Below are 24311 nucleotides of genomic sequence, written 5' to 3'. Positions count from 1 at the left end.
ACGCTGAACAAGTTCCTCGCGGTCTGCTGCGTTGCAAATCCTCGCCATAGCCCAGGCCATGTCTGTGGTTTGCGCCTTGCATCCCATCTCGATCCAATGCGTGCAATCTCGCGGACTTATTCAGCGTCGCCTTGGCACCGCAGCGTTGGCATCAGGGGAAGCCGGGCTACGCTCACATGACCAGCCGGTAGCCCACCGCGGTTTCGGTCAGCAGGTGCTGCGGCTGCGTCGGGTCGGCCTCCAGTTTTTGCCGCAGATGGCCCATGTAGATGCGCAGGTAGTGGCTTTGCTGGGTGTGTGCCGGGCCCCAGACCTCGCGCAGCAGCTGGCGCTGCGTCAGTACCCGGCCGGCATTGGCGATCAGCACGGCCAGCAGGCGGTACTCGATGGGGGTCAGGTGCACTTCTGCGCCATCCCGGCGAACCAGGCGGGCGGTGCGGTCCACCTCCACCGTGCCGAAGCGGAACACGGGGTCGGCCTCCACACTGCCGTCGGCGGTGGCGGCCCGCGGGCGCCGCCGGTTGGCGCGCACGCGGGCCAGCAGCTCGCCCACGCCAAAGGGCTTGGTCAGGTAGTCGTCGGCACCGGCGTCGAGTGCGGCGATTTTGTCGGCCTCGTCGCTGCGCGCTGACAGCACGATGATGGGCACGGCGGACCAGCCGCGCACGTCGCGTATCACGTCCAGCCCGTCGCCATCCGGCAGGCCCAGGTCCAGCACCAACAGGTCGGGCTTGCGCGTGCCGGCCTCGGTCAGGCCGCGCTGGGCGGTGTCGGCCTCGAACACCTGCCAGCCCTCACCCTCCAGCGCGCTGCGCACGAAGCGGCGGATGTGGGGTTCGTCTTCGATGAGAACGGCGACAGGTGTGCTCAAGGTAAATCCGGTGCGGGCCGGCGTGGCAGGGTAATGCTGAATTCTGCCCCACCGCCGACGGCGTTGGTGGCAATGATTTGCCCACGGTGGGCGTCCACGATGGCTTTGCAGATGGCCAGGCCCAGGCCCACGCCGGGTGTGGCGGACTCGGCGTTGCCGCGGGTGAATTTGTCGAACAGCGCGGCCTCGCGGCCCAGCACGGCCTTGGGCAGGCCGGGGCCGTGGTCGCGTACGGCCAGCACCAGGCTGGTGGGCGTGGCGTGGGCGCGCAGCACGATGGAGGGGCGGCCGTATTTGGCGGCATTTTCCAGCAGGTTCACCAGCACGCGCTCCATCAGCACGGCATCGAATTCCACCAGCGGCAGATCAGCGGGTACTTGGGTCTGCACGCCGATGCCCTGCAAGGCCGGGGCGGCAGCGCGAATGGCCGCGCCCACCAGTTCCTCCACCGACTGCCATTCGCTGCGCAGCGCCACGCCATCGTTCTGCAGCCGTGCCATGTCCAGTAAATTGGTGACCAAGGCCGACAACTCGCGCGCTTGCACCACCATGGACTGGGCCATGCCGATCTGCGCGGAGGCCAGTGGTGGCTGCGAGCTTTGCAGCGACTCGGCCAGGCCCATCAGCGCCGTCAGCGGTGTGCGCACATCGTGCGAGATGGCGGCCAGCAAGGTGTTGCGCAGGCGCTCGGACTCCATATGCACCACGGCCTGCTGCGCTACCTCCACGTAGTGCACGCGCTCCAGCGCAATGGCGATCTGCCGGGCCAGGGTCTGCAGCAGCTGCTGCTGTTCGGGTATCAACAGCCAGCGCGCCTGCGTGGGTTTGAGCGCCAGCACGCCGCGCACCCGCATGGGGGCTTGCAGTGGCACGCAATGCCAGGGGTGGGCGGGCAGGGTGGTGGTGGCCAGGCCGGCGCTCTGACCGGTGCGTAGCGCCCAGTCGGCAATGCCGGGGTCGAAGTCGTGCGGCAGCAGGGTGGGCAGCTGCAGATGGCTGGCACCGCCTTGCGCGGCATCGCCGTGTTCGGCGACCAGCACCATCACCTTGCCGCCTTTGACAGGGTCGTAGACCAGGCCCTCTACCTGCGTGAACAGGCGCTGCACGGCGGCCTGGCCGATCTCCACTACCTGGCTGGTCAGCAGCGCACCCGACAGCTCCCGGCTCAGGTCGAACAGCGCCTGGGCGCGGCGCTCGCGGCTGGCTGAGATGCGCGCGGCAAACCGCAGTCCGGCCGTCAGCTGGCCGATCAGCAGGCCAATCGCCAGCATGACGGCAAAGGTCACCAGGTACTGGATGTCGCTCACCGCAAACGAGAAGCGTGGTGACACGAAAAAGAAGTCAAAGGCCACTACGTTCAGTACCGCCGCCAGCGCCGCCGGGCCACGGCCAAAACGCAGCGCCACCAGCACCACGGCGGCCAGGAACAGCATCACGATATTGGCCAGGTCCAGCCGGTTGGCCAGAGGCAGCACCAACAGGGTGACCAAGGCAGAGCTGCCGGCGGCCCAGGCGTGCGGCAGCCAGGGGTGGCGCTGCGCGGCCTGTTCCTCGTCCTCCACATTGCGCACTAGGCTGATGGGCAGGCGGCGCGCACTGTGGCTTTGGCCTACCTCCACCAGCTCCAGCGTGGGCGCCAAGGTGGCCAACTGGCGCGTCATGGAGCGCTCCCAGCGGCGCCAGACTTGCCAGCGTGGCGGTACGCTGGGTCGGCCCAGCACCAGGGTTGCGCAGTTCAGGGTTTGCGCTTGGCGCACCAGTTCCACGGCGGGGTTGTTGCCGGTGAGCACCGCGGTGTCTGCTCCCAGGGTTTCGGCCAGTTGCAGCACGGTGAGGATGCGGTCGCGTTCGGTCGCCACCAGCAGCTGCAGCTGCGGGGTTTCCACATAGGCTGCGTACCAGCGCACGTTCAACTGGCCGGCCAGGCGGGCGGCGCTGCGCACCGTGTGCTCCGCGCCTTCCTGCGGGCCGATGCAGGCCAGGATAGCGCCCGAGGTGTTCCATACGGCCTGTTGGCCGCCGCCAGACTGCTCCACCCGGTAGCTACGCACATCGTCTTCCACATGCTCGGCGGTACGGCGCAGGGCGATTTCGCGCAGCGCTATCAGGTTGCCCTTGCGGAAGAAGTTCTGCGTGGCGCGCGCGGCCTGCTGCGGCATGTAGACCTTGCCCGCCTGCAGCCGGGCGGTGAGTTCGTCCGGTGTCACATCGACCAGGATGACTTCGTCGGCACTGTCCAGCACGGTGTCGGGCACGGTTTCATGCACGCGGATGCCGGTGATGGCGCCCACCGTGCCATTCAGGCTTTCCAGGTGCTGCACATTGATGGCAGACCAGACGTCGATGCCGGCGGCCAATAGTTCCTGCACGTCTTGCCAGCGCTTGGGGTGGCGCGAGCCCTCCACATTGGTGTGGGCCAGCTCGTCCACCAGCAGGATGGCGGGCTTGTGTGCCAGCGCCGCATCCAGATCAAATTCGGGCAGCGACTTGCCTCGGTAAGGCAGCTGGCGCAGGGGGAGTTGATCCAGGCCAAGCAGCAGTGCAGCGGTTTCACTGCGACCGTGGGTTTCCACCACGCCCACCAGCACTTCTTTGCCGGATTTCTGGGCCTGTTGTGCCGCACTGAGCATGGCGTAGGTTTTGCCCACCCCGGCATTGGCACCGAAGTAGATGCGCAAGCGGCCCCGCGTGCGCGCTACATCCTGCTCCTGCAGGCGCTGCAGCAGGGCGTCGGGGTCGGGGCGGTTTTCGGTCATTCGCAGAGGTTACTGCATGGCATTACTGTAGGGCGTCCAACGCCAGGTTCAGTTGCAGCACATTCACCTGCGCCTCACCCAGAATACCCAGCAGCGGGTGCTCGGTATATTGGCCTACCAGCGCCTCTATCTTGGCCAGTTCCAGGCCGCGTGCCTTGGCCACGCGGGCAATCTGGAATCGGGCCGCCGCCGGGCTGATGTGCGGGTCCAGCCCGCTGGCGGATGCCGTCACCAGGTCCACCGGCACCGGCGCGGTGTTGCCGGGGTCGGCATCGCGCAGGGCCTGGATGCGGCCTTTCACCGCGTCCACTAGCGCGGGGTTCAGCGGCCCCTGGTTGGAGCCGCTGGAGGCGGTGCCGTTATACGGCTGTGGGCCGGTGGCCGAGGGGCGGCCCCAGAAGTGCTTGGGGTCGCTGAAGTTTTGACCAATCAGTGTGGAACCTACCGGCTTGCCGTCACGCAGCACCAGGCTGCCTGCGGCTTGGGTGGGAAACACCGCCTGGCCCACACCGGTGACGACCAGCGGGTAGGCCACACCGGTGAGCACGGTCAGCGCGGTGAATAAAACCAAAGTAGGGCGAAGAATAGCGTTCATGTTGAACTCCTTAAACAAGGTGCAGGGCGACCAAAATCAGGTCGATGATCTTGATGCCGATGAAGGGCACGACCAGCCCGCCCAGGCCGTAGACCAGCAGGTTGCGGCGCAGCAGGGCAGCGGCACCCACGGGCCGGTAGCGCACGCCCTTCAAGGCCAGCGGCACCAGGAACATGATGACCAGGGCGTTGAAGATCACCGCCGACAAGATGGCCGACGAGGGGCTGCCCAGCCGCATCACGTTCAGCGCCGCGAGCTGCGGGTAGGTGGTGACGAAGATCGCCGGGATGATGGCGAAGTACTTGGCCACGTCGTTGGCAATCGAGAAGGTGGTCAGCGAGCCGCGCGTCATCAGCAGCGCCTTGCCGGTTTCCACGATTTCCAGCAGCTTGGTGGGGTTGGAGTCCAGGTCCACCATATTGCCTGCCTCCTTGGCGGCCTGCGTGCCGCTGTTCATGGCCACGGCCACGTCGGCCTGGGCCAGAGCCGGTGCGTCGTTGGTGCCGTCACCGGTCATGGCTACCAGGCGGCCTTCGCTCTGGTACTGGCGGATCAGGGCCAGCTTTTGCTCGGGCGTGGCTTCGGCCAGGAAGTCGTCCACACCGGCTTCGGCGGCGATGGCGGAGGCCGTGAGTTTGTTGTCGCCGGTGATCATCACCGTCTTGATGCCCATGCGGCGCAGCTCGCCAAAGCGCTCCTTGATACCGGACTTGACGATGTCCTTCAGTTCCACCACGCCCAGCACGGTGTTGCCCTCTGCAACCACCAGCGGCGTGCTGCCCCGGCGGGCTACGTCGTCGGCATGGCGTGCTACCTCGGTGGGCATGCGGCCGTTCTGGGCCTGCACGTATTTGCGCATGGCATCCACCGCGCCCTTGCGCAGCACGCGCAGGTTGCCGTCGGCGCTGTGCACGTCCACGCCGCTCATGCGGGTCTGTGCGGTGAAGGGCACTTCGATGATGTTGCCGACCAGCGGCTGTACCGCACCCAGGCGCTGGGCCAGGGCCACGATGCTGCGGCCTTCGGGGGTTTCATCAGCCTGCGAGGCCTGTGCGGCGCAGGTCGCCAGTTGGGTATCGCCCACGCCGGGGGCGGGGAAGAAGGCCGAGGCCTGGCGGTTGCCGTGGGTGATGGTGCCGGTCTTGTCCAGCAGCAGCACGTCCACGTCGCCAGCGGCTTCCACCGCGCGGCCCGAGGTGGCGATCACGTTCGCCTGCATCATGCGGCTCATGCCGGCCACGCCCACGGCCGACAGCAGGCCGCCGATGGTGGTGGGGATCAGGCATACCAGCAGTGCGATCAGCGCCGTCATGCTGACCACGGTGCCTGCGCCCGCTGCTTGCACACTGAACACCGAGAACGGCAGCAGCGTCACGGTGACCACCAGGAACACAATGGTCAGCGCCACCAGCAGAATCGTCAGCGCGATCTCATTGGGCGTCTTCTGGCGCTTGGCGCCCTCGACCATGCTGATCATGCGGTCCAGGAAGGACTCGCCGGGGTTCACGGCGATGCGCACTACTAGCCAGTCGGACAGCACGCGGGTGCCGCCGGTGACCGATGCAAAGTCGCCACCCGACTCGCGCACCACCGGTGCCGATTCGCCGGTGATGGCGCTTTCGTCCACCGAGGCCACGCCTTCGATGACCTCGCCGTCCAGCGGGATCAGGTCGCCGGTTTCCACCAGCACCACGTCGCCCTTGCGCAGGTTCTCGGCCTCTTCGGGCAGCCAGGTGGAACCATGTTTGGGTTTGCTCAGTTTTTTGGCCACCGTGCTTTTCTTCAGGCCACGTAGTGATGCGGCCTGGGCCTGGGCTCGGCCTTCGGCCAGGGCTTCGGCAAAGTTGGCGAACAGCACGGTAAACCACAGCCACACCGCCACGTTCAGCACGAAGCTGGCCGTGCCGTCGCCGCTTTGCAGCGCCAGCGCGCCGAACAAGGTGGTCAATATGCTGCCGATGTAGACCACGAACATCACCGGGTTGCGCCATTGCACGCGGGGGCTGAGCTTGGTGAAGGCGGCGCTCAGCGCCGGCTTAAGCAAAGCCGGGTCCAGCAGCACCAGGGACTTGGATGTAGTCATACCAATGACTTTCTGAAATTTAAACAATTAGGGCCTGTAGCGCAGGTACTACCTGCGCAGGTAGCTATGAAATATGTAGCGTTCACTTGCCAGCCCAGAGCGTCAGGTGTTCGATCACTGGGCCCAGGGCTAAGGCTGGGACGTAGTTCAAAAGGCCTACCAGCAGCACCGTGCCGATCAGCAGCGTGACGAACAGCGGGCCGTGCGTGGGCAGGGTGCCGCTGGTCACCGGCAGGCGCTGCTTGGCGGCCAGTGCACCGGCAATCGCCAGGACAGGAACGATCACGCCAAAGCGGCCCAGCCACACGGCAATGCCCAGCAGCACGTTGTAGAACGGTGTGTTGGCCGACAGCCCGGCGAAGGCGCTGCCGTTGTTGTTGGCCGCCGAGCTCAGCGCATACAAAATTTCGCTGAAGCCATGCGCCCCAGGATTGGCAATACCCGCCACACCTGCACCGGACAGCACCGCCACCGCCGTGCCCGCCAGCACCACGATGGGTGTGACCAGGATGGCGATGGAGGTGAGCTTCATCTCATGCACCTCAATCTTCTTGCCCAGGTATTCGGGCGTGCGGCCAATCATCAGCCCGGCGATGAACACCGCCAGGATGGCGAAGATCAGCATGCCGTACAGGCCCGAACCCACGCCACCGAACACCACCTCGCCCAGCTGGATCATCACCAGCGGCACCATGCCGCCCAGGGGGGTGAACGAGTCGTGCATGGCATTCACTGCGCCGCAGGATGCCGCGGTGGTGATCACCGCGAACAGGCTGCTGGCGTTGATGCCGTAGCGCAGTTCCTTGCCTTCCATATTGCCGCCGGCCTGCAGGCTGCTAGACACCTGGTCCACACCCAGCGGTGTGAGCAGCGGGTTGCCAGCTTGCTCTGCGGGGATGATGGCGATGACCGCCACCACGAACATTACGGTCATGGCCGCCAGCACGGCCCAGCCTTGGCGCTTGTCGCCCACCACGCTACCAAAGGTGAAGCACAGTGCGGCCGGGATCAGGAAGATGGACAGCATCTGAAAGAAGTTGCTCAGCGCCGTGGGGTTCTCGTACGGGTGGGCCGAGTTGGCGTTGAAGAAGCCGCCACCATTGGTGCCCACCATCTTGATGGCCTCTTGCGACGCCACCGGGCCCATGGGCAGGGTTTGCGTCTGGGTCTTGGCGTCTTCCAATACCGGTTGGCCCTTGGCATCCAGCACGGGCTGGCCGGCCGCATCCACCTTGGGTTGCTGGAAGGCGGTGACTTCGAGCGTGGTCACATCCTTGTAGCTGTCAAAGTTCTGCACCACGCCCTGGCCGATGAGGAACACCGCAAACACCAGCGACAGCGGCACCAGTACCCAGGCGGTGACGCGCACCATATCCACCCAGAAGTTGCCGATGACGGCGGTGGAGCGCGCAGCGAAGCCGCGCATCAGCGCAAACACCACGGCCACGCCGGTGGCGGCCGAGAAGAAGTTTTGCACCGCCAGTGCCAGCATCTGCGTCAGGTAGCCCATGGTGGACTCGCCTGCGTAACCCTGCCAGTTGGTGTTGGTCACAAAGCTCACCGCGGTGTTGAAAGCCGAGTCGGGGCTGATGGGCGCCAGGGCCTGCGGGTTCAGCGGCAGCCACAGCTGCAAGCGTTGCAGCGCGTAGACCACCAGCACGCCTAGCGTGTTGAAGGCCAGCAGGGCCAGTGTGTAGTGGGCCCAGTGCATGGACTTGTCGGGGTTGGTACCGGCCAGGCGGTACAGCGGCGCTTCCACGCGGCGCATCCAGCCAGGAATGCGCCCCTCCGCCAGCCGCGCCAGCCACAGGCCCAGCGGCCAGGCCGCGGCCAGCAGCACCACAAGATACAGGGCCAACAGGCCCCAAGCGTTGGCGTTCATCAGAACTCCTCAGCGCAGATCAGCGCGTAGACCAGGTACGCCAGCAACAGCACGGCGCACACACCACCCAGGCCATAGAGCATGTCGAGCGGGATCATGCGCGGCCTCCCTTTGGTTTTTCGAGCTTCTGGAAGCCCTTCACCAGCAACACCATCACACCCCACAGCAAGCCTGCGCCCGCCAGATAGACCACGTCCATACGACACCTCTTTTTTCAGAAATTGATGGGGGAAGCTTATGTAAGCAGGCGTAAAAACGGGGTAGAGAGGAGGTGCAGGGGTATAAAGAAAGCGTAAAAATGCGGGGGGGCTTGGCTATTGCACATAGTGCTATAGCTGTTTAAAATAACGCCATGAAACGCGTCTTCAAGATCAAAACGTTTGACCGCTGGGCGCGGAAAGTCTTGACCGATGCGTTGCTATGCCAAGCGGCCCGTGAAATTGAGCAAGGGCTTTTCGAAGCGGACCTTGGAGCCGGCGTGTGTAAAAAGCGTGTGGCAGTGCCGGGCCAGGGTAAAAGTGGTTCCACCCGCACGTTGGTAGCCAAGAAGCATAAAGACGCCATCTTCTTCCTGGCGGGTCGCGAGAAGAGCCAGCCAGGGTCTGATTTTTCAGACAAGGAAGTCGATGCCGTAAAAATTATTGCGGCCAGTTTGCAGCAGGCCAATATGGTTCAACTCACTGCGCTGGTGGCTGCTGATGTACTAAAGGAAATTTGCCATGTCTAAAACCAAACCGCGCGACCCCAACCGCATAGTGGATGAAATGATGGAAATGGCCCAGGCGCTCCAGGGGCATGCGCTGATCTCCAAGCAAGACATGGCCAAGATGCAGCTGATCTGCAAGAAGCCCCCCGCCTACACACCGGAGAACGTAACCTACATCCGCGTTGAAAAAGCCAAGGTCAGTCAGTCTGTGCTGGCATCCATCCTGAACGTCAGCCTGTCCGCCGTACAAAAGTGGGAGTCCCCTGGCTCTGGCCGGCACCCCAGCGGCGCAGCGGCCAAGTTGCTGCAATTGATCGAGGCGCGGGGGTTGGAGGCGATTGTTGCTTAAGCTCCAATCGGAATCCGGCGATTGGGTTTTGTGGGCAGCTTGCCGCCGACTCAAACGGTAGCCGCGATGTCTTTCGATTTCGTGGAACCACAAGAGTTCTTTCGTCTCCTGTATCAGGAGTTGGCGTTTTGTGATGGGATTGGCAAAGTGATGCTGGCTGCAGGCATGCTTGAAACCAATCTTCGCATCTACCTAAAAGCAAAGGGGTGCAAGAATGTTCGGGCTAACGCTACTCTGGGCCAGATGGTGAAGCAGATGAAAGAGAGTCAGCTTCTAAGCCGAAAGGGGGAAATGCATTTCGACGATCTGGCAATGAAGCGTAATTATTTGACCCACAGTTTGTATGACTTGTTTTCGGAAGTCGTCGAGGAATCAATACTTCCCTGCCATCAGTTAGTCGATGTTGATGTTCATATGTTCGTTAGCAAAGCGCAGAATTTGGCAGGGGATTTTCTTCACTTCGCAAAACATGTGGCGTTGGCTGACCCAAACAAAAATCTGTTGCTATGAAGTTAACCGCATCGGACGTCGCAGGCTAAGGATGTTTTCACAGGCTGTGCTCGGGGTGTTTTCAATTCAAATTGCGCATCCCCAGTTTTCACTCGTTCAGTGCCGTTGCGTTTTGCGCTGCAGTTGCCCTCGTGTTCCACGGGTATGGAGCACCATCGCGGTAAAGTAGGCGGCCGCCGTCCGGCATGTCCACATGCATACGGTTTGCCACGCACGCGGGAGCATGACTGCCGTCGGGCATGGGCCTTATTTCACACCACTAATCTTCAAAGGAAAACCATGGCGATACAGACTCAACGGCCTACCGCCGCATTTGTGGGCGCATCCTGGATTGCGCTCCTGGTCGGGGCTGCCGTCTACATGTTTGGCCTGTCCAACGCGACCATGCAGTTGAACGAGAAGGGCTACTACCTGACCGTGCTGCTGTACGGCCTGTTTGCCGCCGTGTCCCTGCAAAAGTCGGTGCGTGATCGGATGGAAGGCATTCCTGTCACCGGCATCTACTTTGGCCTGTGCTGGCTGTCGCTGGCGATCGTGGTGGTGCTGCTGTCGGTGGGGCTTGTGAATGCCACGCTGGCGCAAAGCGAGAAGGGCTTCTATGCCATGTCCTTCCTGCTCAGCCTGTTTGGCGCGGTCGCGGTGCAGAAGAACACCCGTGACATCGCGCTGTTCAAAAGCGATGCGTCGACCGTCGAGGCCAGTCAAGACCGCTCTTGAGCCTGGCCGCCGCGACCGTTAGCCGTGCACCGGCAGCGCGTTCAGCGGGATGCGCAGATAGGCCACGCCGTTGTCGTTCGCAGGCGGCATATGGCCCGCGCGCACGTTGACCTGGATGGACGGCAGGATCAGCGTGGGCACGTCCAGTGTGGCGTCGCGGGCGGTACGCATGGCGACGAATTCGGCTTCGGAGATGCCGTCGCGCACATGGATGTTGTGGGCGCGCTGCGCGGCCACCGTGGTCTGCCATGCGGGCGCACGGCTGCTGGGCGGGTAGTCGTGGCACACGTACACCGTGGTGTCGGGCGGCAGGGCCAGCAGGCGGTGGATGGAGGCGTAGAGCTGGTGCGCGTCACCGCCGGGGAAGTCGGCGCGGGCCGTGCCTACGTCGGGCATGAACAGGGTGTCACCCACGAACACCGCGCCGTCTACGTCACCGTCGATGTAGTACGCCATGTCGGCCGGGGTGTGGCCAGGCACCGGCAGGGCGGTGGCCTCGATCTCACCGATGTGGAAGGTTTCAAAGTCGCGGAACAGGTGGTCGAACTGGCTGCCGTCGGGCAGGAAGCTGCGCTCCAGGTTGAACAGCTTTTGGAACGTGGCCTGCACGGTGCGGATGCGCTCACCAATGGCGATGCGGCCGCCCAACTTGTTTTGCAGGTAGCGTGCACCTGACAAGTGGTCGGCATGGGCATGGGTTTCCAGAATCCAGTCCAGTTGCAGGCCGTGCGCTTGCACATAGGTGGCCAGCCGGTCGGCGGACGTGGTGGACGTGTGGCCGGATTTGAAGTCGTAGTCCAGCACCGGGTCGATGGCGGCGGCGCGGCGGGTGGTGGGGCACCAGGCGACGTACGACACGGTCCAGGTTGCGGGATCGAAAAAGCCTTCGGTATGCAAGCGGGTGGTCATGACTGGGCTCTACAGTTGTTTGATATATATTATATAAATTTGTATAATAAAAACAAGAGCCACTTTCGATATCTAGCCATGACACAAGCCTCCGATGCCATCGACCCCGCCGTGCTGCGCGGTGCCGCCCACCATGCGGTGGCCGCCATGAAGGTGCTGGCCAATGAAGACCGTTTGCTGCTGTTGTGCCAGCTGTCGCAAGGCGAGATGTGCGTGGGCGACTTGGAGCAGCGGCTGGACATTCGCCAGCCCACGCTGTCGCAACAGCTGGGCGTGCTGCGCAACGAGGGTGTGATCGCCCCGCGCCGCGAGGGCAAGAACATCTACTACAGCGTGGTTGACCCCGCGATGCTGGAAATTCTGGCGGTGCTGTACCGCCTTTACTGCCCCAAGGAGGCGTGATGACCCTGGACTGGAACCATTTCACCCCGCTGGCTGCACTGGTGGGCGGCGCGTTGATCGGCCTGGCCGCAGCGCTGTTTGTGCTGCTGAACGGGCGCATTGCCGGCATCAGTGGTGTGCTGGGCGGTCTGCTGGTGCCCACGCGGGGTGATGTCGCTTGGCGGCTGGCTTTTGTGTTGGGCCTGGTGGGCGCACCCCTGGTGTACCGGCTGTTCGCCGTGCTGCCCACGCCGCAGATCGACGCGGGCTACGGAACCTTGTTGCTGGCCGGTCTGCTGGTGGGTATCGGCACGCGCTATGGCGCGGGCTGCACCAGCGGGCACGGCGTGTGCGGTCTGTCGCGCTTGTCGCCGCGTTCTCTGGTGGCGACGGCGGCCTTCATGGTTGCGGGCTTTGTCACGGTGTTCGTGGTGCGCCACGTTTTAGGCTGGTAAGGAGTTGGCCATGGTGTTTATCTCTGCATTGTTGTCGGGCCTGGTGTTTGGCCTGGGCCTGATCGCCTCCGGCATGGCCAATCCGGCCAAGGTGCTGGGTTTTCTGGACCTGGCCGGCCTGTGGGACCCGTCGCTGGCGTTCGTGATGGGTGGTGCCATCGCCGTGGGGGCCGCGGCCTTTGCGGTTGCCAAGCGGCGCAGCGCGTCGCTGCTGGGTGCCCCCATGCGCCTGCCCAGCGCCCGCCACATCGATCGCCGCCTGGTGCTGGGCAGTCTGCTGTTTGGCGTGGGCTGGGGGGTAGCGGGCTTCTGCCCGGGCCCGGCCTTGGTCGGCGTGGGTATGGGCCTGGCCAAGGCCATGGCGTTCGTGGCGGCCATGCTGGTGGGTATGGGCTTGTTTGAGTGGCTGGAACGGCGTTCAGCCAAGCAGCCATGACCGATAACGCAAGCTGGCTGGCCGCGCTCACCACCGTGCTGATTCTGGTGGGCTATGAGCTGGCATTGGCGCTGGCCCAACGGCGTCACCCCGAGCGCCTGGCCCGCAGCGCCCATGCCGCGCTGCGCGAGGAGTGGTTTGCGGCGGTGTCCGCGCTCAGCGGCTCAGAGCTGCTGGCGGTGCAGACGCTGCGCAATTCGCTGATGTCGGCCACCATGGTGGCCTCTACCTCTGCGTTGGGGTTGATGGGCACCGCCACGCTGGCCGTGCCGGCCCTGCACGCGAGCATCGACGCCGCAGCCGACTGGCCCATTTTTACTGCCCGGCTGGCGCTGGAGTTGCTTTTGCTGGCCGTGCTGCTGGCGTCGCTGGTGGCGTCGGTCACGGCGGTGCGCTACTACCACCATGCCAGCTTTATTTGCGCCATGCCCGTCGGCTCTGCTACCCGCGAGCGCTGGCACACAGTGGGTAGCGTCTACGTGCGTCGGGCCGGCATTTTGTACAGCTGGGGACTGAAGCAGCTGATCCTGGTGGTAGCCATTCTGGCTTCCATCCTGCACCCCGCGGCCGGCCCCGCGGCGGCCGTGTTGGTGGTGGCGGCGCTGGTAGGTTTTGACAGGTTCGGACTACGGAGTGCATTGGCGGGTGGCTAGATCTGTGCCGCATAAACTGGGGTTTTGACCACGCCACGCCAGATACCTTCCAACCGCCTTCCTCCGAACTGGATTCGCAACCGCCATTTGCCCTTGGCCGTGGGTGTTGTCAGCGGGGCCCTGGCTGCCGCGTTGGCCTGGCTGGTGATCAATATCTCGCACCACAAGGCGCAGGCCGAAATTGCCGTGCAGGCGCAAAGCCACTTGCTGCAGATACGCGACCGCATGGATCGGCAGCTGCAGAGCACCCTGTCCGTACCGGAAACGGTGGCTGCTTTTGTGGCCGCACAGGGGCGTATGCCGCCGGACATTTTTGCCACGGTGGTGGGGCGTCTGCTGGAGCACCAGCGCAATATCCGCAACCTGGCACTGGCGCCAGACAATGTCATTGCCGACATCTATCCGCGCCTGGGCAACGAGAAGGCCCTGGGCTTGCACTACATGGACAACCCGCAGCAGCGTGGTGCGGTGGAGCGCGCCATCCAGACCCGTCGCACCGTGGTGGCTGGGCCGATACAGCTGGTGCAGGGCGGGCTGGGCATTACCAGCCGTACGCCCGTGTTTCTGGCGCCGGTGCTGGACGGCAAGCACAACCCCGAGCCCGCCTACTGGGGCATCGTGTCGCTGACGGTAAATGCCGACATCTTGTTCGCCGACGTGGGCTTGACCACCGAGCAAATGGGCTTTCAGGTGGCGGCGCGGGGCCGAGATGCCACCGGTGCCGGTGGCGCGGTGTTTTTGGGGCGCGCCGAGCTGTTCAATGAAAACCCGGCTACGCTGGAGGTACCCCTGCCCGGTGGCGGTAGCTGGCTATTGGGGGCTGTGCCCACCGGCGGCTGGCGTGCTGCGGGCAGCGCCCCAACGCTGGTGGTTTGGCTGTCATACGCTTTTGCTGTGCTGCTGGGCTTATTGAGTGCGCGCCTGATGCGTGCGCACCAGCAGGTGCTGGCACTGGCTAGCCACGACCGCCTGACTGGCCTGCCCAACCGCCGCTTATTTGAAGACCGCCTGTCGCAGGCGGTGCTGACGGCGCACCGCGACCACCGTCCAGGGGCCTTGCTGTTGATCGACCTGGATGGCTTCAAGCCCGTCAACGACAGCCTGGGACACCGCAGTGGCGACCAGGTGCTGGTGCGCGTAGGACAGCGTTTGCAGGGCCTGGCCCGCGCCAATGACACCGCGGCCCGGATTGGTGGTGACGAGTTTGCCTTGGTGCTGAATGCTGTGGCCTCACCCGAGGCTGCGATGGAGGTGGCCCACAAGGTATTGCAAACCATGCTGACCCCGGTGGGGCTGGACAACGGAGAGCACGTGTCCATGGGCGCCAGCATCGGTGTTGCGATGTTCCTGGGCGGCACGGTGGAGAGCCTGCCCAATCTGATGGACCGCGCCGACCAGGCCTTGTATGAGAGCAAACGCAACGGCAAGGGCAAGGCCAGCATGGCGCCCTTAGCGGTGCGCGACGCAGCCGTGTTGGCGATTTAGAAGTCCATGCCTTTTGGGTCTCCAGTGCAGGAAATACTTGCGCTGAGAGTTATTATTTTGATAGCAATCTGATTTTCAGCGCTGCGCCAGCGCCAGCCGCGCCGCCATGCCCAGGAACACCGTGCCCGCCATCCGGTTCAGCCAGCGCTGGGCTGATTCGGAGCCGCGCAGCCGGCTGCTGACCGTGGCGGCGAAGTAGGTGATGGTGCCAAACGCGATCAGCGTGGTCAGGATGAAGATGCCGCCCAAGGCGCACAGCTGCAGCGCTACTGCGCCGCGTTCGGCGTGCACAAATTGTGGCAGCAGGGCCAGAAAGAAGAACACGATCTTGGGGTTGGTCAGATTCATGATCCAGCCGCGCAAAAACATGCGGCGCATGCTGGGCTGCTGGTCCACGCTGGATGCCAGCGCGCCCACCGGCGCGCGGAATGCCTGCCAGGCCAGGTACACCAGATAGGCCGCGCCCACCACTTTGAGCACGGTGAAGGCCGTGGCCGACGCGGCGAACACGGCTGCCAGACCAAAGGCCACCGCCAGGGTGTGCACCACCAGGCCGGCGCACAGGCCCAGGGTGACCACAAAGCCCGCCTTGCGGCCCTGGGTGGCGGACTGCATCAGCACAAAAATATTGTCCGGCCCGGGGGTGAAGCCCAGCAGTAGCGACAGGGTGAAGAAAGCGATACAGGTATCCAGTGTCAGCATGTGGGCCTCACAACTGCAAGAGAAATAGGCTGCCGGCGCAGGCAATATCTGCGTCGGCAGCTATGTTTTTAATAGTGGCTGGGTCAGCCCTTTTTGCCACCAAAGGCGAGCAACAGGCCACCCACCACGATGGCGCCCACGCCGGCCCAGACCGGGACATTGATGGTTTCCTTCTCTTTCACCGACAGCTCCAGCGGGCCGATTTTGACGGCGGTAGTGTCCTTGGTGTAGCTGAAGCTGCCGTACACCAGGGCCAGGGTGCCGGCGGCGATGAGGACAATGGCAAACAGTTTGACTGCGTTCATGGAGGGACTTTCTGGAGGGTGGCAAAGCGGGCTTGAGAGCCCGCGCTAGATGCCATTTTGCGCCATGCGGCGTGGGTGCTGGCTCAGGCTTCGGCGCGTTGCATCCAGCGTTCGCGCCAGAGCATGAAATCGGCCACCGGCACGGGGCGGCTCATGTGGTAGCCCTGGGCCTCGTCGCAGCCCTGCTCGCGCAGCAGGTCCCAGATGGCGGCGTTTTCCACGCCCTCGGCGACCACGGTCAGGCCCATGTTGTGGGCTAGGTCGATGGTGGAGCGCACGATCTTGGCGTCGTCAACCTCGCGCTCCATGGCCATCACAAAGGACTTGTCGATCTTCAACTCGTCCACCGGCAGGCGCTTCAGGTAGGCCAGGGACGAGTAGCCGGTGCCGAAGTCGTCGATGGACAGCTTGAAGCCCCGGTCGGACAGTCGTTTGAGCGTGCTTTCGGCGCGCAGCGGATCGTCCATGATAGCGCTTTCGGTGATCTCCAGGCAGAAGCCTTCGGGCGCCACGCCGTGTTTGGACAGCAGGGCCTCCAGCCGGGCCGGAAAGTCCAGGTCCAGCAGGTCGCGGGTTGACAGGTTGACGGCGATGCGCAGCGGCTGGTTGGGCAGCTGCAGCTGGGCCCATTGGCGGGCGGCTTCATTGAACATCCACAGCGTCAGCTGGCGCACAAAGCCGGTCTGCTCGCAAAAAGGAATGAAGCTGTCCGGCGGCACCAGGCCGCGTTGCGGATGCTGCCAGCGCACCAGGGCTTCGGCGGCCACTACCCGGCCGGTGGCCAGGGAAATCTTGGGCTGCAGGAACAGCCGCAGCTCGTTGTGTTCCACCGCGTGGCGCAGCTCGGACAGCAGCGACAGGGTTTGCTTGCTGCTGGAGTCCAGCGCCGGGTCGTACAGCTGGGTCACGGTGGTCTTGCGCTTGGCCGCGTACATGGCGACTTCGGCCCGGCCCAGCAGGGTGTCTACGTCGGTGGCGTGCTGGGGCCAGCAGGCCACGCCCAGGCTGGCGCTGAGGTCCACCGTGTGCTCGTCGTAGGTCAGCGGAGCTTCGAACGAGGTGCCAATTGCCTGCGCCACCACCATGGCACTGGCGGCATTGGCCTGGGGCAGCAGCACGGCAAATTCGTCGCCGCCCAGGCGGGCCACCAGCACCTGCTCGCCCATGCGTAGCAGCAGGCGCTCGGCTACGGCCACCAGCAGGCGATCGCCCACGGCGTAGCCCAGGATGTCGTTGACGTGTTTGAAGCGGTCCAGGTTCAGCGTGATGACGGCCAGGGACTGCGTGTTGCTGCCGCTGGGGCTGCGCTGGGCAATGATGTCCTGGATTTCGGTGCGGAAGCGCACCCGGTTGGGCAGGCGCGTCAGCCGGTCCCAGTAGGCCAGCTGCTGAATCTCGTTGCGGTTGATGGAGATGCTCTTGCGCATGCGGTCAAACGCGTTCGCCAGGTCGCCGATCTCATCGCGCCGCTCGGTGTAGAGCATGCGCTGTTCGTAGTTGCCGCGGCCCAGGCGGTCCGCACCTTCGACCAGGGAACGCAATGGCGTGGTCACGCGGCGCGCAGCCCAGGTGCTGCCCAGGCCGAACAGGACCACACCCAGCAGGCTGATGACCAGCAGCACCAGCTGCACCTTCTGGAACGGGGCGACCACCTCGCTCAGCGAGCGCAGCAGCAGCACTTGCACATTGCCCGTCACTGCATGCAGATTGACGTGCCGTATGACCAGGGTGTCGCCGTCGTCCTGCAGCTCGCTTGCGCTGACCCCCGTGGTCTGCAGGGTTTGCAGCACCGTAGGCGACAGGGTGGAAATGCCGACCTGGACGGCTTGGCCGTGGGCTTGCGTCAGCATGGCCAGATGCAGGCCGGACAGCGCCAGCATGTCGTTGGCCAGCGACTGGTCGATGGGGAAGCCCATCAGTACCCAGCCAATCACCAGCGGGGCACGCAGCGGCACCATCACGAACTGGTAGGCCGTGTTGCCTACCAGCGCCACGGTGCCCCCCGATTCGCTGCGTGACAGTGGCGTGGCGATCTGGGCCAGCACATCGCTCAGGGCCGGGGTGTCGGGCGTGTAGTTGGTGGCGCGCAGGGCCAGTTGGTTGTCCAGCAGGGCGGATACCGTGGCGCCGATGCGGGCGCCCTGGTTGTCCAGGGCCGAGCGAATGGTTTCTACGTCATCGGAGTTGACGGCGGCGCGAAAGCCGAAGTCTCCGGCCAGCAGGCCCGCGCCCTGGCGCAGTTTTTCTGCGTTCTGGTCCAGCAGGCGACGCCATACGCGTTCGCCCAGCTGGAGTTCGTTGGCAATCTGGCTGCGGGCATTGCGCTCTATGCTGGCGCGCACGACCAGCAGACCGGCAGCTTGCACCACCAGCAGCAATACCAGCGACATCATCACGATGCGGGTGGACAGGCGCCAACCGCCTATGTCTGGCCACCAGGTCCAGCGTCGCTTCATGGAACCAGTCCTGGCACACGCACGCTCAGGTTGCCACCGGCGGCAGCCAGCGCCAGGGGCTGGTCCAGCGCGGGCGCGCCCACGGGCAGGTTGGCATGCCAGATGCGCAGGCGGTAGTTGCCAGGCGGAATGTTGTCGAGCTGGAACTTGCCATCCGCACCGCTGCGGCCGAAGTAGGGCGTCTCCACCACCACGATCCAGGCCACCATCTTGTCGTGGATATTGCAGCCCAGCACGGCGATGCCGGGCTTGTCGAAGACCACCGGGTTGGCGGTGGTGCCCGCATACAGCTTGAGCTCAAAGGTCTTGGTGGGCGAGAACGAGTACACCTGGTGGCGTACCGTGTCCTGGTTGGGGAAGTTGACGGCGGTGCCCACGGTGACCACACGGACCTGCGGGTCGAATTGCTTGTTGATCTGCGCCACTTCGGCGCCCTGCAGCGGTTTGACGGCAGCCTGTGCCTCGCGCGACTCCAGGAACACCACGGCTTCGCTCAGCGGCCGCCCGGCGTCATCCTGCACTTGTACCTGCAGCTTTGCCGCCAGCGCGGGCGCAGCGGCACAAAGCAGGGAGCCGAACAGCAAAGGTAAGCGCATGTTGGTGATCTTGGTGGAGGTGCGCTGGGCAGAACGCTGTGGGATATTAATACGTAATACGCGCGGTGCTTGGCGGGCTGGCGCGGCTTCAGCTTCAAATACTTGCCATCAGATAGTGCGCGCCGGGAATGGGGTTGTGGTAATACGGAGGAATGCCCTGAAAGCCCAGGTCTTCGTACAAGGTGCGGGCAGCCTCCATGTCGTCCAGTGTGTCCAGCAGCACGTAGCTGTAGCCAATCGAGCGTGCGCTGTCCAGGGTGGCCTCGACCAGTTGGCGTCCCAGGCCGAAGCCTCGGAAGGCCTTGCGCACAAACAGGCGCTTCATTTCGCAGGCATTGGCATAGTCCACATTGTCCAGTGGGCGCAGGGCACAGCAGCCGGCGATTTCACCGTCCACCAGGGCCAGCAGCAAGCTGCCGCGCGGCGCGGCGTAGTCCCAGGGTAGCTGGGCCAGTTCTTCGTCAAAAGACTGGAAGCACAGATCGATACCCAACTGGGCCGCATATTCCTGGAAGATGCTGCGGGTGGCGTCCAGCGCACCCTCGGACGTGGGCGTCACGATCTCAATCAATGGAGTGGTCAAGGCGGGCGTTAGAGAAAAGCAACGCCACCAGTTTAGTCCTGTGCAGTGGACTTCCGTCCAAGAATGCGGTGTGCTATTGTTTTTGTAGCTCCCGCCGCAGTTGCTGTCTGCGCTGGAGGTGCCTCAGGCTTCTGCCAGCAGTTTTTCGATCAGGCGGTGCAGGTCGTCAAAATCAGGTTCACCCACGAAGCGTTTGACGATTTCACCGCGCTTGTTGACCAGAAAGGTGGTGGGTGTGAGCTGTATCTGGCCCCAGGCGCTGGCGGCCGCACCGGTGTTGTCTATGGCCACCTGGAAGGGCAGCTTGCGGGTTTCCGCGTAATTCACCACGTAGCTGGGCGGGTCGTAGGACATGGCCACCGCCAGCGTATCAAAGCCCTGGGTATGGTATTTGTTGTAAGTGGCGATGATCTTGGGCATTTCACCCACGCAGGTGACGCAGCTGGTGGCCCAGAAGTTCACCAGGGTGACCCGGCCCTTGAGGTCGGCGGTGGTCTTCTGGCTGCCGTCCAGTAGCACATAGGTGGCCATGGGTGCCGCATTGCTGCTGCCTGCAGTCAGATAATAGGCCCCTGAACCTGCGGCCAGAATGGCTGCGATACCGGCTATGTAGATGGCTTTTTTCATTTCTAGGGGACCCTATGGAACGCCGCGATTTTAATTCCGCTTCACTTTCTGCGCTGGTCGTGCTGCTTTGGGGCACGGCGCAGCAGGTGCATGCCCTGTCGCTGTCCGACCTGAGTGACAAAGAGGCTTCTCAGGGACTGAAGGCCGCACTGGAGAAGTCCGCTGTGGCGGCCGTTGGCTTGTTGGGCCGCACCGATGGATTCCTGGGCAATGAAAAAGTTCGCATTCCCCTGCCTGGTTTTTTGGATGACGCCGCCAAATGGCTGAAAAAGCTGGGCCAGGGCCAGCGCGTGGACGAGCTTGTCACCGCCATGAACCGCGCCGCCGAGGCCGCCGTGCCTCTGGCCAAGGACCAGTTGGTCAGCGCAGTGAAGAGTATGAGCTTTACCGATGCCAAGAACATCCTGAGCGGCGGCGACACCGCCATGACCACATTTTTCGCCGAGAAAACCCGTGAGCCGCTGTTTGGCAAGTTTCTGCCGGTGGTCACCCAGGCCACAGAGCGCGTGGGCGCCGCCGAGAAATACAACCAACTGGCTGGCAAGGCCGTGGGCCTGGGTCTGCTAAAGCAGGAGGATGCCTCCATCCAGCAGTACATCACCCGCAAAACCCTGGACGGCCTGTACGTGATGATTGGCGAGCAGGAAAAGAACATCCGTCAGGACCCGGTGGGTACCGGCAGTGCGCTGTTGAAAAAGGTGTTTGGCGCTTCCTGAATGCGCTGTTTGCCCGTGTTTGTGCTGGCCCTGGCGGCCTGCAGCCCCACGCTGAACTGGCGCAGCGTGCGATCTGACCAGCATGCCTTGCAGATGCTGCTGCCCTGCAAACCCGACAAAGGCAGCCGCGAGGTGCCCATGGCCGGCGCCAGCGTGTCGCTGGATATGCAAGGCTGCGAGGCCGGTGGCGCCACCTTTGCCGTCTCCCATGTACGCCTGGCCGACCCGTCGCGGGCCGATGAGGCCCTGGCCGGCTGGAAGAGCGCCGCGCTGGTGAATTGGCACGCCAGCGCGGTGCAGGAGCAACCGTTTGCCCTGCCTGGCAGTGCGCCCCAGCCCGCCGGCTTGCGCTTGCAGGCCCAAGGCCAGCGGGCGGATGGCCGTATCTTTAGCGCCCAGGCTGTGTGGTTTGCCCGCCGCAGCCCGGCCGGCCTGGACCTGTTCCATGCGCTGGTGCTGGCCGACCAGCCGGATACCGCCGTAGCCGATACTTTTTTCGCCGGATTGAAACTTGAATGAGCCAAACCGGCTCAGACCATAATAAAGCGCTATGAACAGCATCCTCATCATCGCCCACGCTCCGTTGGCCCATGCCTTGCGCGAATGCGCGTTGCACGTGTTCCCCGACTGCGCGGAGGGCGTGGTAGCGCTGGACGTACAGCCCCATACATCTCCCGAAGAGACCTTCTCCATGGCGCGCATCGCCATGGAGCAGATGCGTTCTTCCCATTTTTTGGTGCTGACCGACGTGTTCGGTGCCACGCCCTGCAATGTGGCGCAGAAGCTGGTGGATGGCGTCAAGTCCAAGCTCATCACTGGCGTCAACCTGCCCATGCTGCTGCGCACTGTCAGCTACCGCCATGAATCGCTGGAGGCCCTGGTGTCCCGTGCGCTGATTGGCGGTTCGCAGGGCATCATGCAAGTCGCCATCACCGCACCCCAGAACCAAGCCCGCAAGAAGCATGATCAAAGCCACTACGACCATCAGCAATAAATTGGGCCTGCATGCCCGCGCGTCCGCCAAGCTCACCAAGCTGGCGGGCAGTTTTCCCTGCGAGGTCTGGATCGCCCGGGGCGAACGCCGCGTGAACGCCAAGAGCATCATGGGCGTGATGATGCTGGCCGCAGGCATAGGCTCCACCGTGGTTATCGACACCGACGGCCCGCAAGAGCAAGAGGCCATGGACGCGCTGTTGGCGTTGATTGACGACAAGTTTGGTGAAGGACAGTAATTGACGGCATGGCCGCGTCACTTTTACTGCTGATAATTCATCCATGACTTTTTCCATCCACGGTCTTCCTGTTGCCCGCGGCATTGCCATCGGGCGTGCCGTGCTGGTGGGCTCCAGCCGGGTCGAGGTGGCGCATTACTTCATCACGCCCGACCAGGTCGAGGCCGAGATCAACCGCGTGCGCGTTGGCCGCAATGCGGTGGTGGACGAGCTACAGCGCCTGCAGCACGACATGCCCAAGGACGCGCCCCACGAGCTGGCGGCCCTGCTTGACGTGCACCTGATGCTGCTGGAAGACGAAACCCTGACCATCGGCATCAAGCACTGGATTACCGACCGCCTGTACAACGCCGAATGGGCGCTGACCACCCAGCTGGAGATCATCTCGCGCCAGTTCGACGAGATGGAGGACGAATACCTGCGCGAGCGCAAAGCCGACCTGGAGCAGGTGGTCGAGCGCATCCTGCGCTACATGAAGGGCGTGGTGTCGCCCGTTGCACCACCCGTGCCGGCGCGGCGCAAGTCCGGTGAAGGCCTGTTCCCCGACGAAAACCTGGCCGTGCCGCTGGTGTTGATTGCGCACGACCTGTCGCCGGCCGACATGCTGCAGTTCAAGCAAAGCGTGTTCGCCGGCTTTGTGACCGATGTGGGCGGCAAGACCTCGCACACCGCCATCGTGGCGCGCAGCATGGACATCCCCGCCGTGGTGGGCGCGCGCACCGCCAGCCAGCTGGTGCGCCAGGACGATTGGGTGATCATCGACGGCGACGCCGGCGTGGTCATCATCGACCCGTCTACCATCATCCTGGCCGAATACGGCTTCAAGCAGCGCCAGGGCACGCTGGAGCGCGAGCGCCTGGTGCGCCTGCGCCATACCCCGGCCATCACCCTGGACGGCCAGAAGGTCGAGCTGCTGGCCAATATCGAGATGCCCGAAGACGCTGTTGGCGCGGTGGAGGCCGGCGCCCTGGGCGTGGGCCTGTTCCGTAGCGAATTCCTGTTCATGGGGCGCCAGGGCCGCCTGCCCGACGAGGAAGAACAGTACCAGGCCTACCGCCGCGCGGTGGAGGGCATGCAGGGCATGCCGGTCACCATCCGCACGGTGGATATCGGCTCCGACAAGCCGTTGGACAAGGGCCAGAAGGAAGACACCCACCTCAACCCCGCGCTGGGCCTGCGTGCCATCCGCTGGAGCCTGGCCGATCCGGCCATGTTCCTGACCCAGTTGCGCGCTATTCTGCGGGCCGCCGTGCACGGCCAGGTGAATCTGCTGATCCCCATGCTGGCGCACGGCAGCGAGATCCGCCAGACCCTGTCGCTGTTGGATTTCGCCCGGGCCGAGCTGGACAACCGGGGCATTGCCTACGGCCCGCTCAAGCTGGGCGCCATGATCGAGATTCCGGCTGCAGCCCTGTCTCTGCCGCTATTCCTGAAGTACTTTGACTTTCTGTCGGTCGGCACCAACGACCTGATCCAGTACACCCTGGCGATTGACCGTGCCGACGAGTCGGTGGCCCACCTGTACGACCCGCTGCACCCGGCTGTGCTGCGCCTGCTGGCCGACACCATCCAGGCCTGCCATGCGCAGGGCAAGGGCGTCAGTGTCTGCGGCGAAATGGCCGGCGATGTGTCCATGACCCGGTTGCTGCTGGGCCTGGGTCTGCGCAGCTTCTCCATGCACCCGGCGCAGATCCTGGCCGTGAAGCAGGAGGTGTTGCGCGCCGACACCTCGCGCCTGGCACCCTGGGCGCTGGGCGTGCTGCAGTCCGAAGACCCGTCGGAGGCCATCAACCTGCCGCTGAGCGCCCGCAGCGAAGGCGTGGAGTGGGATTCCGGCATGGGTCCGCTGAGCACCTACTGAAATCCTGGCCGGCGCCGGGTTTTGTCCCCACAAAAATCTTTCGCCATGCTAGAGTGCGATGGCGCAAATTGCTGCAATGCAACATCGCGGCGCCGTACCCCGGCACAGGGGCGGCCTGTGCCCTGACCGGGTGGTGTGACCGTCCCGGCTGTGGCCTGAAATTTGCCGACTTCGGTCAGGAGAACCTGTTCATGGTCTATTTGGGGCCACGTTGGGGAGCAATCGGGATGAGTTGGCTGTCAGCGCCCGCAGCATGGGCTCCCTGCCCATGCAAGGGTGATGGCGGGCAAATCGCCCGATTTCTCCCCAACCCGTAGGGCAGTTGCCTTCTCGGGCAGTCTGGGGCGTTGCGACTCTTGCCCATAGCCGGGCTATTGGCGGCGAGCCGCGCCTACCAGCCCCTCCCGAGAAGGCAGCTGCGTGGCCCCAAATAGACCATGAACAG

General features: G+C 64.0%; 27 protein-coding genes. 14 read left to right on the top strand and 13 right to left on the bottom strand.

Annotation, left to right across the window (positions count from 1 at the left end):
• Nucleotides 1-172: 172 nt before the first annotated feature.
• The 6 genes from kdpE to kdpF all read right to left on the bottom strand — a co-directional run bounded on the left by kdpE (nt 173) and on the right by kdpF (nt 8285).
• Entirely contained in the window at nt 173-871 is a 699-nt protein-coding gene (gene kdpE / locus AC07VY_RS02690) for a two-component system response regulator KdpE (RefSeq protein WP_495096183.1), read from the bottom strand.
• Nucleotides 868-3627 (bottom strand): DUF4118 domain-containing protein, encoded by a 2760-nt coding sequence (locus AC07VY_RS02685; protein WP_495096182.1) that lies wholly within the window; start codon nt 3625-3627, stop codon nt 868-870. Before AC07VY_RS02685 ends, kdpE begins: the two co-directional genes overlap by 4 nt.
• A gap of 22 nt (nt 3628-3649) precedes the next feature.
• Nucleotides 3650-4222 carry a potassium-transporting ATPase subunit KdpC gene (gene kdpC, locus AC07VY_RS02680; protein ID WP_495096181.1) on the bottom strand — a complete coding sequence of 191 codons (573 nt, stop codon included), beginning with the start codon at nt 4220-4222 and terminating at the stop codon, nt 3650-3652.
• 10 nt (nt 4223-4232) lie between these two features.
• Entirely contained in the window at nt 4233-6305 is a 2073-nt protein-coding gene (gene kdpB / locus AC07VY_RS02675; protein WP_495096180.1) for a potassium-transporting ATPase subunit KdpB, read from the bottom strand.
• A gap of 82 nt (nt 6306-6387) precedes the next feature.
• Nucleotides 6388-8187: a potassium-transporting ATPase subunit KdpA gene (gene kdpA / locus AC07VY_RS02670; RefSeq protein ID WP_495096179.1), complete on the bottom strand. Its 1800-nt coding sequence runs from the start codon at nt 8185-8187 to the stop codon at nt 6388-6390.
• The gene (gene kdpF / locus AC07VY_RS02665; protein ID WP_490592047.1) at nt 8187-8285 is read right to left on the bottom strand and encodes a K(+)-transporting ATPase subunit F; all 99 of its coding nucleotides are present in this window, start codon (nt 8283-8285) and stop codon (nt 8187-8189) included. Before kdpF ends, kdpA begins: the two co-directional genes overlap by 1 nt.
• Before the next feature lie 254 nt (nt 8286-8539).
• Between kdpF and AC07VY_RS02660 the strand changes: the two genes are divergently transcribed.
• The 4 genes from AC07VY_RS02660 to yiaA all read left to right on the top strand — a co-directional run bounded on the left by AC07VY_RS02660 (nt 8540) and on the right by yiaA (nt 10469).
• Nucleotides 8540-8914, top strand: coding sequence for a type II toxin-antitoxin system RelE/ParE family toxin (locus AC07VY_RS02660; RefSeq protein ID WP_495096178.1), 375 nt, complete (start codon nt 8540-8542; stop codon nt 8912-8914).
• A complete protein-coding gene (locus AC07VY_RS02655; protein ID WP_495096177.1) occupies nt 8907-9242 on the top strand; it encodes a helix-turn-helix domain-containing protein in 336 nt (111 codons plus the stop codon). Before AC07VY_RS02660 ends, AC07VY_RS02655 begins: the two co-directional genes overlap by 8 nt.
• A 66-nt stretch (nt 9243-9308) precedes the next feature.
• On the top strand, nt 9309-9752 hold the full coding sequence (locus tag AC07VY_RS02650; protein ID WP_495096176.1) for a hypothetical protein: 444 nt from the start codon (nt 9309-9311) through the stop codon (nt 9750-9752).
• A 279-nt stretch (nt 9753-10031) separates the two neighbouring features.
• Nucleotides 10032-10469, top strand: a complete 438-nt coding sequence (yiaA, locus tag AC07VY_RS02645; protein WP_495096175.1) for an inner membrane protein YiaA — start codon at nt 10032-10034, stop codon at nt 10467-10469.
• Nucleotides 10470-10487: 18 nt separating this feature from the next.
• Here yiaA and AC07VY_RS02640 read toward each other — a convergent pair whose 3' ends face one another.
• The gene (locus AC07VY_RS02640) at nt 10488-11378 is read right to left on the bottom strand and encodes an MBL fold metallo-hydrolase (RefSeq protein ID WP_495096174.1); all 891 of its coding nucleotides are present in this window, start codon (nt 11376-11378) and stop codon (nt 10488-10490) included.
• Nucleotides 11379-11456: 78 nt separating this feature from the next.
• Between AC07VY_RS02640 and AC07VY_RS02635 the strand changes: the two genes are divergently transcribed.
• Genes AC07VY_RS02635 through AC07VY_RS02615 form a run of 5 tightly spaced genes read left to right on the top strand, consistent with a single transcriptional unit; the run spans nt 11457 to nt 14788 of the window.
• Complete coding sequence (locus AC07VY_RS02635; RefSeq protein ID WP_495096173.1) at nt 11457-11780, top strand: ArsR/SmtB family transcription factor; 324 nt, start codon at nt 11457-11459, stop codon at nt 11778-11780.
• Nucleotides 11780-12214 carry a YeeE/YedE family protein gene (locus AC07VY_RS02630; RefSeq protein WP_495096172.1) on the top strand — a complete coding sequence of 145 codons (435 nt, stop codon included), beginning with the start codon at nt 11780-11782 and terminating at the stop codon, nt 12212-12214. The genes AC07VY_RS02635 and AC07VY_RS02630 overlap by 1 nt, the downstream gene beginning before the upstream one ends.
• A gap of 10 nt (nt 12215-12224) precedes the next feature.
• Nucleotides 12225-12650 carry a DUF6691 family protein gene (locus AC07VY_RS02625; RefSeq protein ID WP_495096171.1) on the top strand — a complete coding sequence of 142 codons (426 nt, stop codon included), beginning with the start codon at nt 12225-12227 and terminating at the stop codon, nt 12648-12650.
• Nucleotides 12647-13303: a DUF599 domain-containing protein gene (locus AC07VY_RS02620; protein WP_495096170.1), complete on the top strand. Its 657-nt coding sequence runs from the start codon at nt 12647-12649 to the stop codon at nt 13301-13303. Before AC07VY_RS02625 ends, AC07VY_RS02620 begins: the two co-directional genes overlap by 4 nt.
• Before the next feature lie 24 nt (nt 13304-13327).
• Entirely contained in the window at nt 13328-14788 is a 1461-nt protein-coding gene (locus AC07VY_RS02615; protein WP_495096169.1) for a diguanylate cyclase domain-containing protein, read from the top strand.
• Nucleotides 14789-14863: 75 nt separating this feature from the next.
• Here the strand turns inward: AC07VY_RS02615 and AC07VY_RS02610 are convergent, their stop codons facing one another.
• The 6 genes from AC07VY_RS02610 to AC07VY_RS02585 all read right to left on the bottom strand — a co-directional run bounded on the left by AC07VY_RS02610 (nt 14864) and on the right by AC07VY_RS02585 (nt 20057).
• Nucleotides 14864-15490 (bottom strand): LysE family translocator, encoded by a 627-nt coding sequence (locus AC07VY_RS02610; RefSeq protein WP_495096168.1) that lies wholly within the window; start codon nt 15488-15490, stop codon nt 14864-14866.
• An 83-nt stretch (nt 15491-15573) separates the two neighbouring features.
• Nucleotides 15574-15795 carry a hypothetical protein gene (locus AC07VY_RS02605; protein ID WP_495075771.1) on the bottom strand — a complete coding sequence of 74 codons (222 nt, stop codon included), beginning with the start codon at nt 15793-15795 and terminating at the stop codon, nt 15574-15576.
• Nucleotides 15796-15878: 83 nt separating this feature from the next.
• Nucleotides 15879-18251 (bottom strand): putative bifunctional diguanylate cyclase/phosphodiesterase, encoded by a 2373-nt coding sequence (locus AC07VY_RS02600; protein WP_495096167.1) that lies wholly within the window; start codon nt 18249-18251, stop codon nt 15879-15881.
• A complete protein-coding gene (locus AC07VY_RS02595) occupies nt 18248-18847 on the bottom strand; it encodes a methylamine utilization protein (RefSeq protein ID WP_495096166.1) in 600 nt (199 codons plus the stop codon). The genes AC07VY_RS02600 and AC07VY_RS02595 overlap by 4 nt, the downstream gene beginning before the upstream one ends.
• 94 nt (nt 18848-18941) lie before the next feature.
• A complete protein-coding gene (locus AC07VY_RS02590; RefSeq protein ID WP_495075774.1) occupies nt 18942-19430 on the bottom strand; it encodes a GNAT family N-acetyltransferase in 489 nt (162 codons plus the stop codon).
• Between the two features lie 123 nt (nt 19431-19553).
• A complete protein-coding gene (locus AC07VY_RS02585; RefSeq protein ID WP_495096165.1) occupies nt 19554-20057 on the bottom strand; it encodes a TlpA family protein disulfide reductase in 504 nt (167 codons plus the stop codon).
• Nucleotides 20058-20071: 14 nt separating this feature from the next.
• Between AC07VY_RS02585 and AC07VY_RS02580 the strand changes: the two genes are divergently transcribed.
• From AC07VY_RS02580 to ptsP, 5 genes are read left to right on the top strand one after another with little or no spacing between them, the layout of a single operon-like run.
• Nucleotides 20072-20773, top strand: a complete 702-nt coding sequence (locus tag AC07VY_RS02580) for a DUF4197 domain-containing protein (RefSeq protein WP_495096164.1) — start codon at nt 20072-20074, stop codon at nt 20771-20773.
• Entirely contained in the window at nt 20774-21292 is a 519-nt protein-coding gene (locus AC07VY_RS02575) for a hypothetical protein (RefSeq protein ID WP_495096163.1), read from the top strand. It begins immediately after the preceding gene.
• 31 nt (nt 21293-21323) lie between these two features.
• On the top strand, nt 21324-21767 hold the full coding sequence (locus AC07VY_RS02570) for a PTS sugar transporter subunit IIA (protein WP_490592060.1): 444 nt from the start codon (nt 21324-21326) through the stop codon (nt 21765-21767).
• On the top strand, nt 21736-22005 hold the full coding sequence (locus tag AC07VY_RS02565; protein ID WP_495075778.1) for an HPr family phosphocarrier protein: 270 nt from the start codon (nt 21736-21738) through the stop codon (nt 22003-22005). The genes AC07VY_RS02570 and AC07VY_RS02565 overlap by 32 nt, the downstream gene beginning before the upstream one ends.
• Nucleotides 22006-22048: 43 nt before the next feature.
• Nucleotides 22049-23866, top strand: a complete 1818-nt coding sequence (gene ptsP / locus AC07VY_RS02560; protein WP_495096162.1) for a phosphoenolpyruvate--protein phosphotransferase — start codon at nt 22049-22051, stop codon at nt 23864-23866.
• The last annotated feature ends 445 nt before the right edge of the window (nt 23867-24311 follow it).

It is taken from the genome of Rhodoferax sp. GW821-FHT02C08 (assembly GCF_059421805.1).
This window is presented reverse-complemented; position numbering and strand designations above follow the sequence as displayed.

Excerpts from the sequence above, each read along its gene's own strand:
- AC07VY_RS02685 (WP_495096182.1), bottom strand. The coding sequence starts at position 3,627 with ATGACCGAAAACCGCCCCGACCCCGACGCCCTGCTGCAGCGCCTGCAG.
- kdpC (WP_495096181.1), bottom strand. The coding sequence starts at position 4,222 with ATGAACGCTATTCTTCGCCCTACTTTGGTTTTATTCACCGCGCTGACC.
- kdpB (WP_495096180.1), bottom strand. The coding sequence starts at position 6,305 with ATGACTACATCCAAGTCCCTGGTGCTGCTGGACCCGGCTTTGCTTAAG.
- kdpA (WP_495096179.1), bottom strand. The coding sequence starts at position 8,187 with ATGAACGCCAACGCTTGGGGCCTGTTGGCCCTGTATCTTGTGGTGCTG.
- kdpF (WP_490592047.1), bottom strand. The coding sequence starts at position 8,285 with ATGATCCCGCTCGACATGCTCTATGGCCTGGGTGGTGTGTGCGCCGTG.
- AC07VY_RS02660 (WP_495096178.1), top strand. The coding sequence starts at position 8,540 with ATGAAACGCGTCTTCAAGATCAAAACGTTTGACCGCTGGGCGCGGAAA.
- AC07VY_RS02655 (WP_495096177.1), top strand. The coding sequence starts at position 8,907 with ATGTCTAAAACCAAACCGCGCGACCCCAACCGCATAGTGGATGAAATG.
- AC07VY_RS02650 (WP_495096176.1), top strand. The coding sequence starts at position 9,309 with ATGTCTTTCGATTTCGTGGAACCACAAGAGTTCTTTCGTCTCCTGTAT.
- yiaA (WP_495096175.1), top strand. The coding sequence starts at position 10,032 with ATGGCGATACAGACTCAACGGCCTACCGCCGCATTTGTGGGCGCATCC.
- AC07VY_RS02640 (WP_495096174.1), bottom strand. The coding sequence starts at position 11,378 with ATGACCACCCGCTTGCATACCGAAGGCTTTTTCGATCCCGCAACCTGG.
- AC07VY_RS02635 (WP_495096173.1), top strand. The coding sequence starts at position 11,457 with ATGACACAAGCCTCCGATGCCATCGACCCCGCCGTGCTGCGCGGTGCC.
- AC07VY_RS02630 (WP_495096172.1), top strand. The coding sequence starts at position 11,780 with ATGACCCTGGACTGGAACCATTTCACCCCGCTGGCTGCACTGGTGGGC.
- AC07VY_RS02625 (WP_495096171.1), top strand. The coding sequence starts at position 12,225 with ATGGTGTTTATCTCTGCATTGTTGTCGGGCCTGGTGTTTGGCCTGGGC.
- AC07VY_RS02620 (WP_495096170.1), top strand. The coding sequence starts at position 12,647 with ATGACCGATAACGCAAGCTGGCTGGCCGCGCTCACCACCGTGCTGATT.
- AC07VY_RS02610 (WP_495096168.1), bottom strand. The coding sequence starts at position 15,490 with ATGCTGACACTGGATACCTGTATCGCTTTCTTCACCCTGTCGCTACTG.
- AC07VY_RS02605 (WP_495075771.1), bottom strand. The coding sequence starts at position 15,795 with ATGAACGCAGTCAAACTGTTTGCCATTGTCCTCATCGCCGCCGGCACC.
- AC07VY_RS02600 (WP_495096167.1), bottom strand. The coding sequence starts at position 18,251 with ATGAAGCGACGCTGGACCTGGTGGCCAGACATAGGCGGTTGGCGCCTG.
- AC07VY_RS02595 (WP_495096166.1), bottom strand. The coding sequence starts at position 18,847 with ATGCGCTTACCTTTGCTGTTCGGCTCCCTGCTTTGTGCCGCTGCGCCC.
- AC07VY_RS02585 (WP_495096165.1), bottom strand. The coding sequence starts at position 20,057 with ATGAAAAAAGCCATCTACATAGCCGGTATCGCAGCCATTCTGGCCGCA.
- AC07VY_RS02580 (WP_495096164.1), top strand. The coding sequence starts at position 20,072 with ATGGAACGCCGCGATTTTAATTCCGCTTCACTTTCTGCGCTGGTCGTG.
- AC07VY_RS02575 (WP_495096163.1), top strand. The coding sequence starts at position 20,774 with ATGCGCTGTTTGCCCGTGTTTGTGCTGGCCCTGGCGGCCTGCAGCCCC.
- AC07VY_RS02570 (WP_490592060.1), top strand. The coding sequence starts at position 21,324 with ATGAACAGCATCCTCATCATCGCCCACGCTCCGTTGGCCCATGCCTTG.
- AC07VY_RS02565 (WP_495075778.1), top strand. The coding sequence starts at position 21,736 with ATGATCAAAGCCACTACGACCATCAGCAATAAATTGGGCCTGCATGCC.
- ptsP (WP_495096162.1), top strand. The coding sequence starts at position 22,049 with ATGACTTTTTCCATCCACGGTCTTCCTGTTGCCCGCGGCATTGCCATC.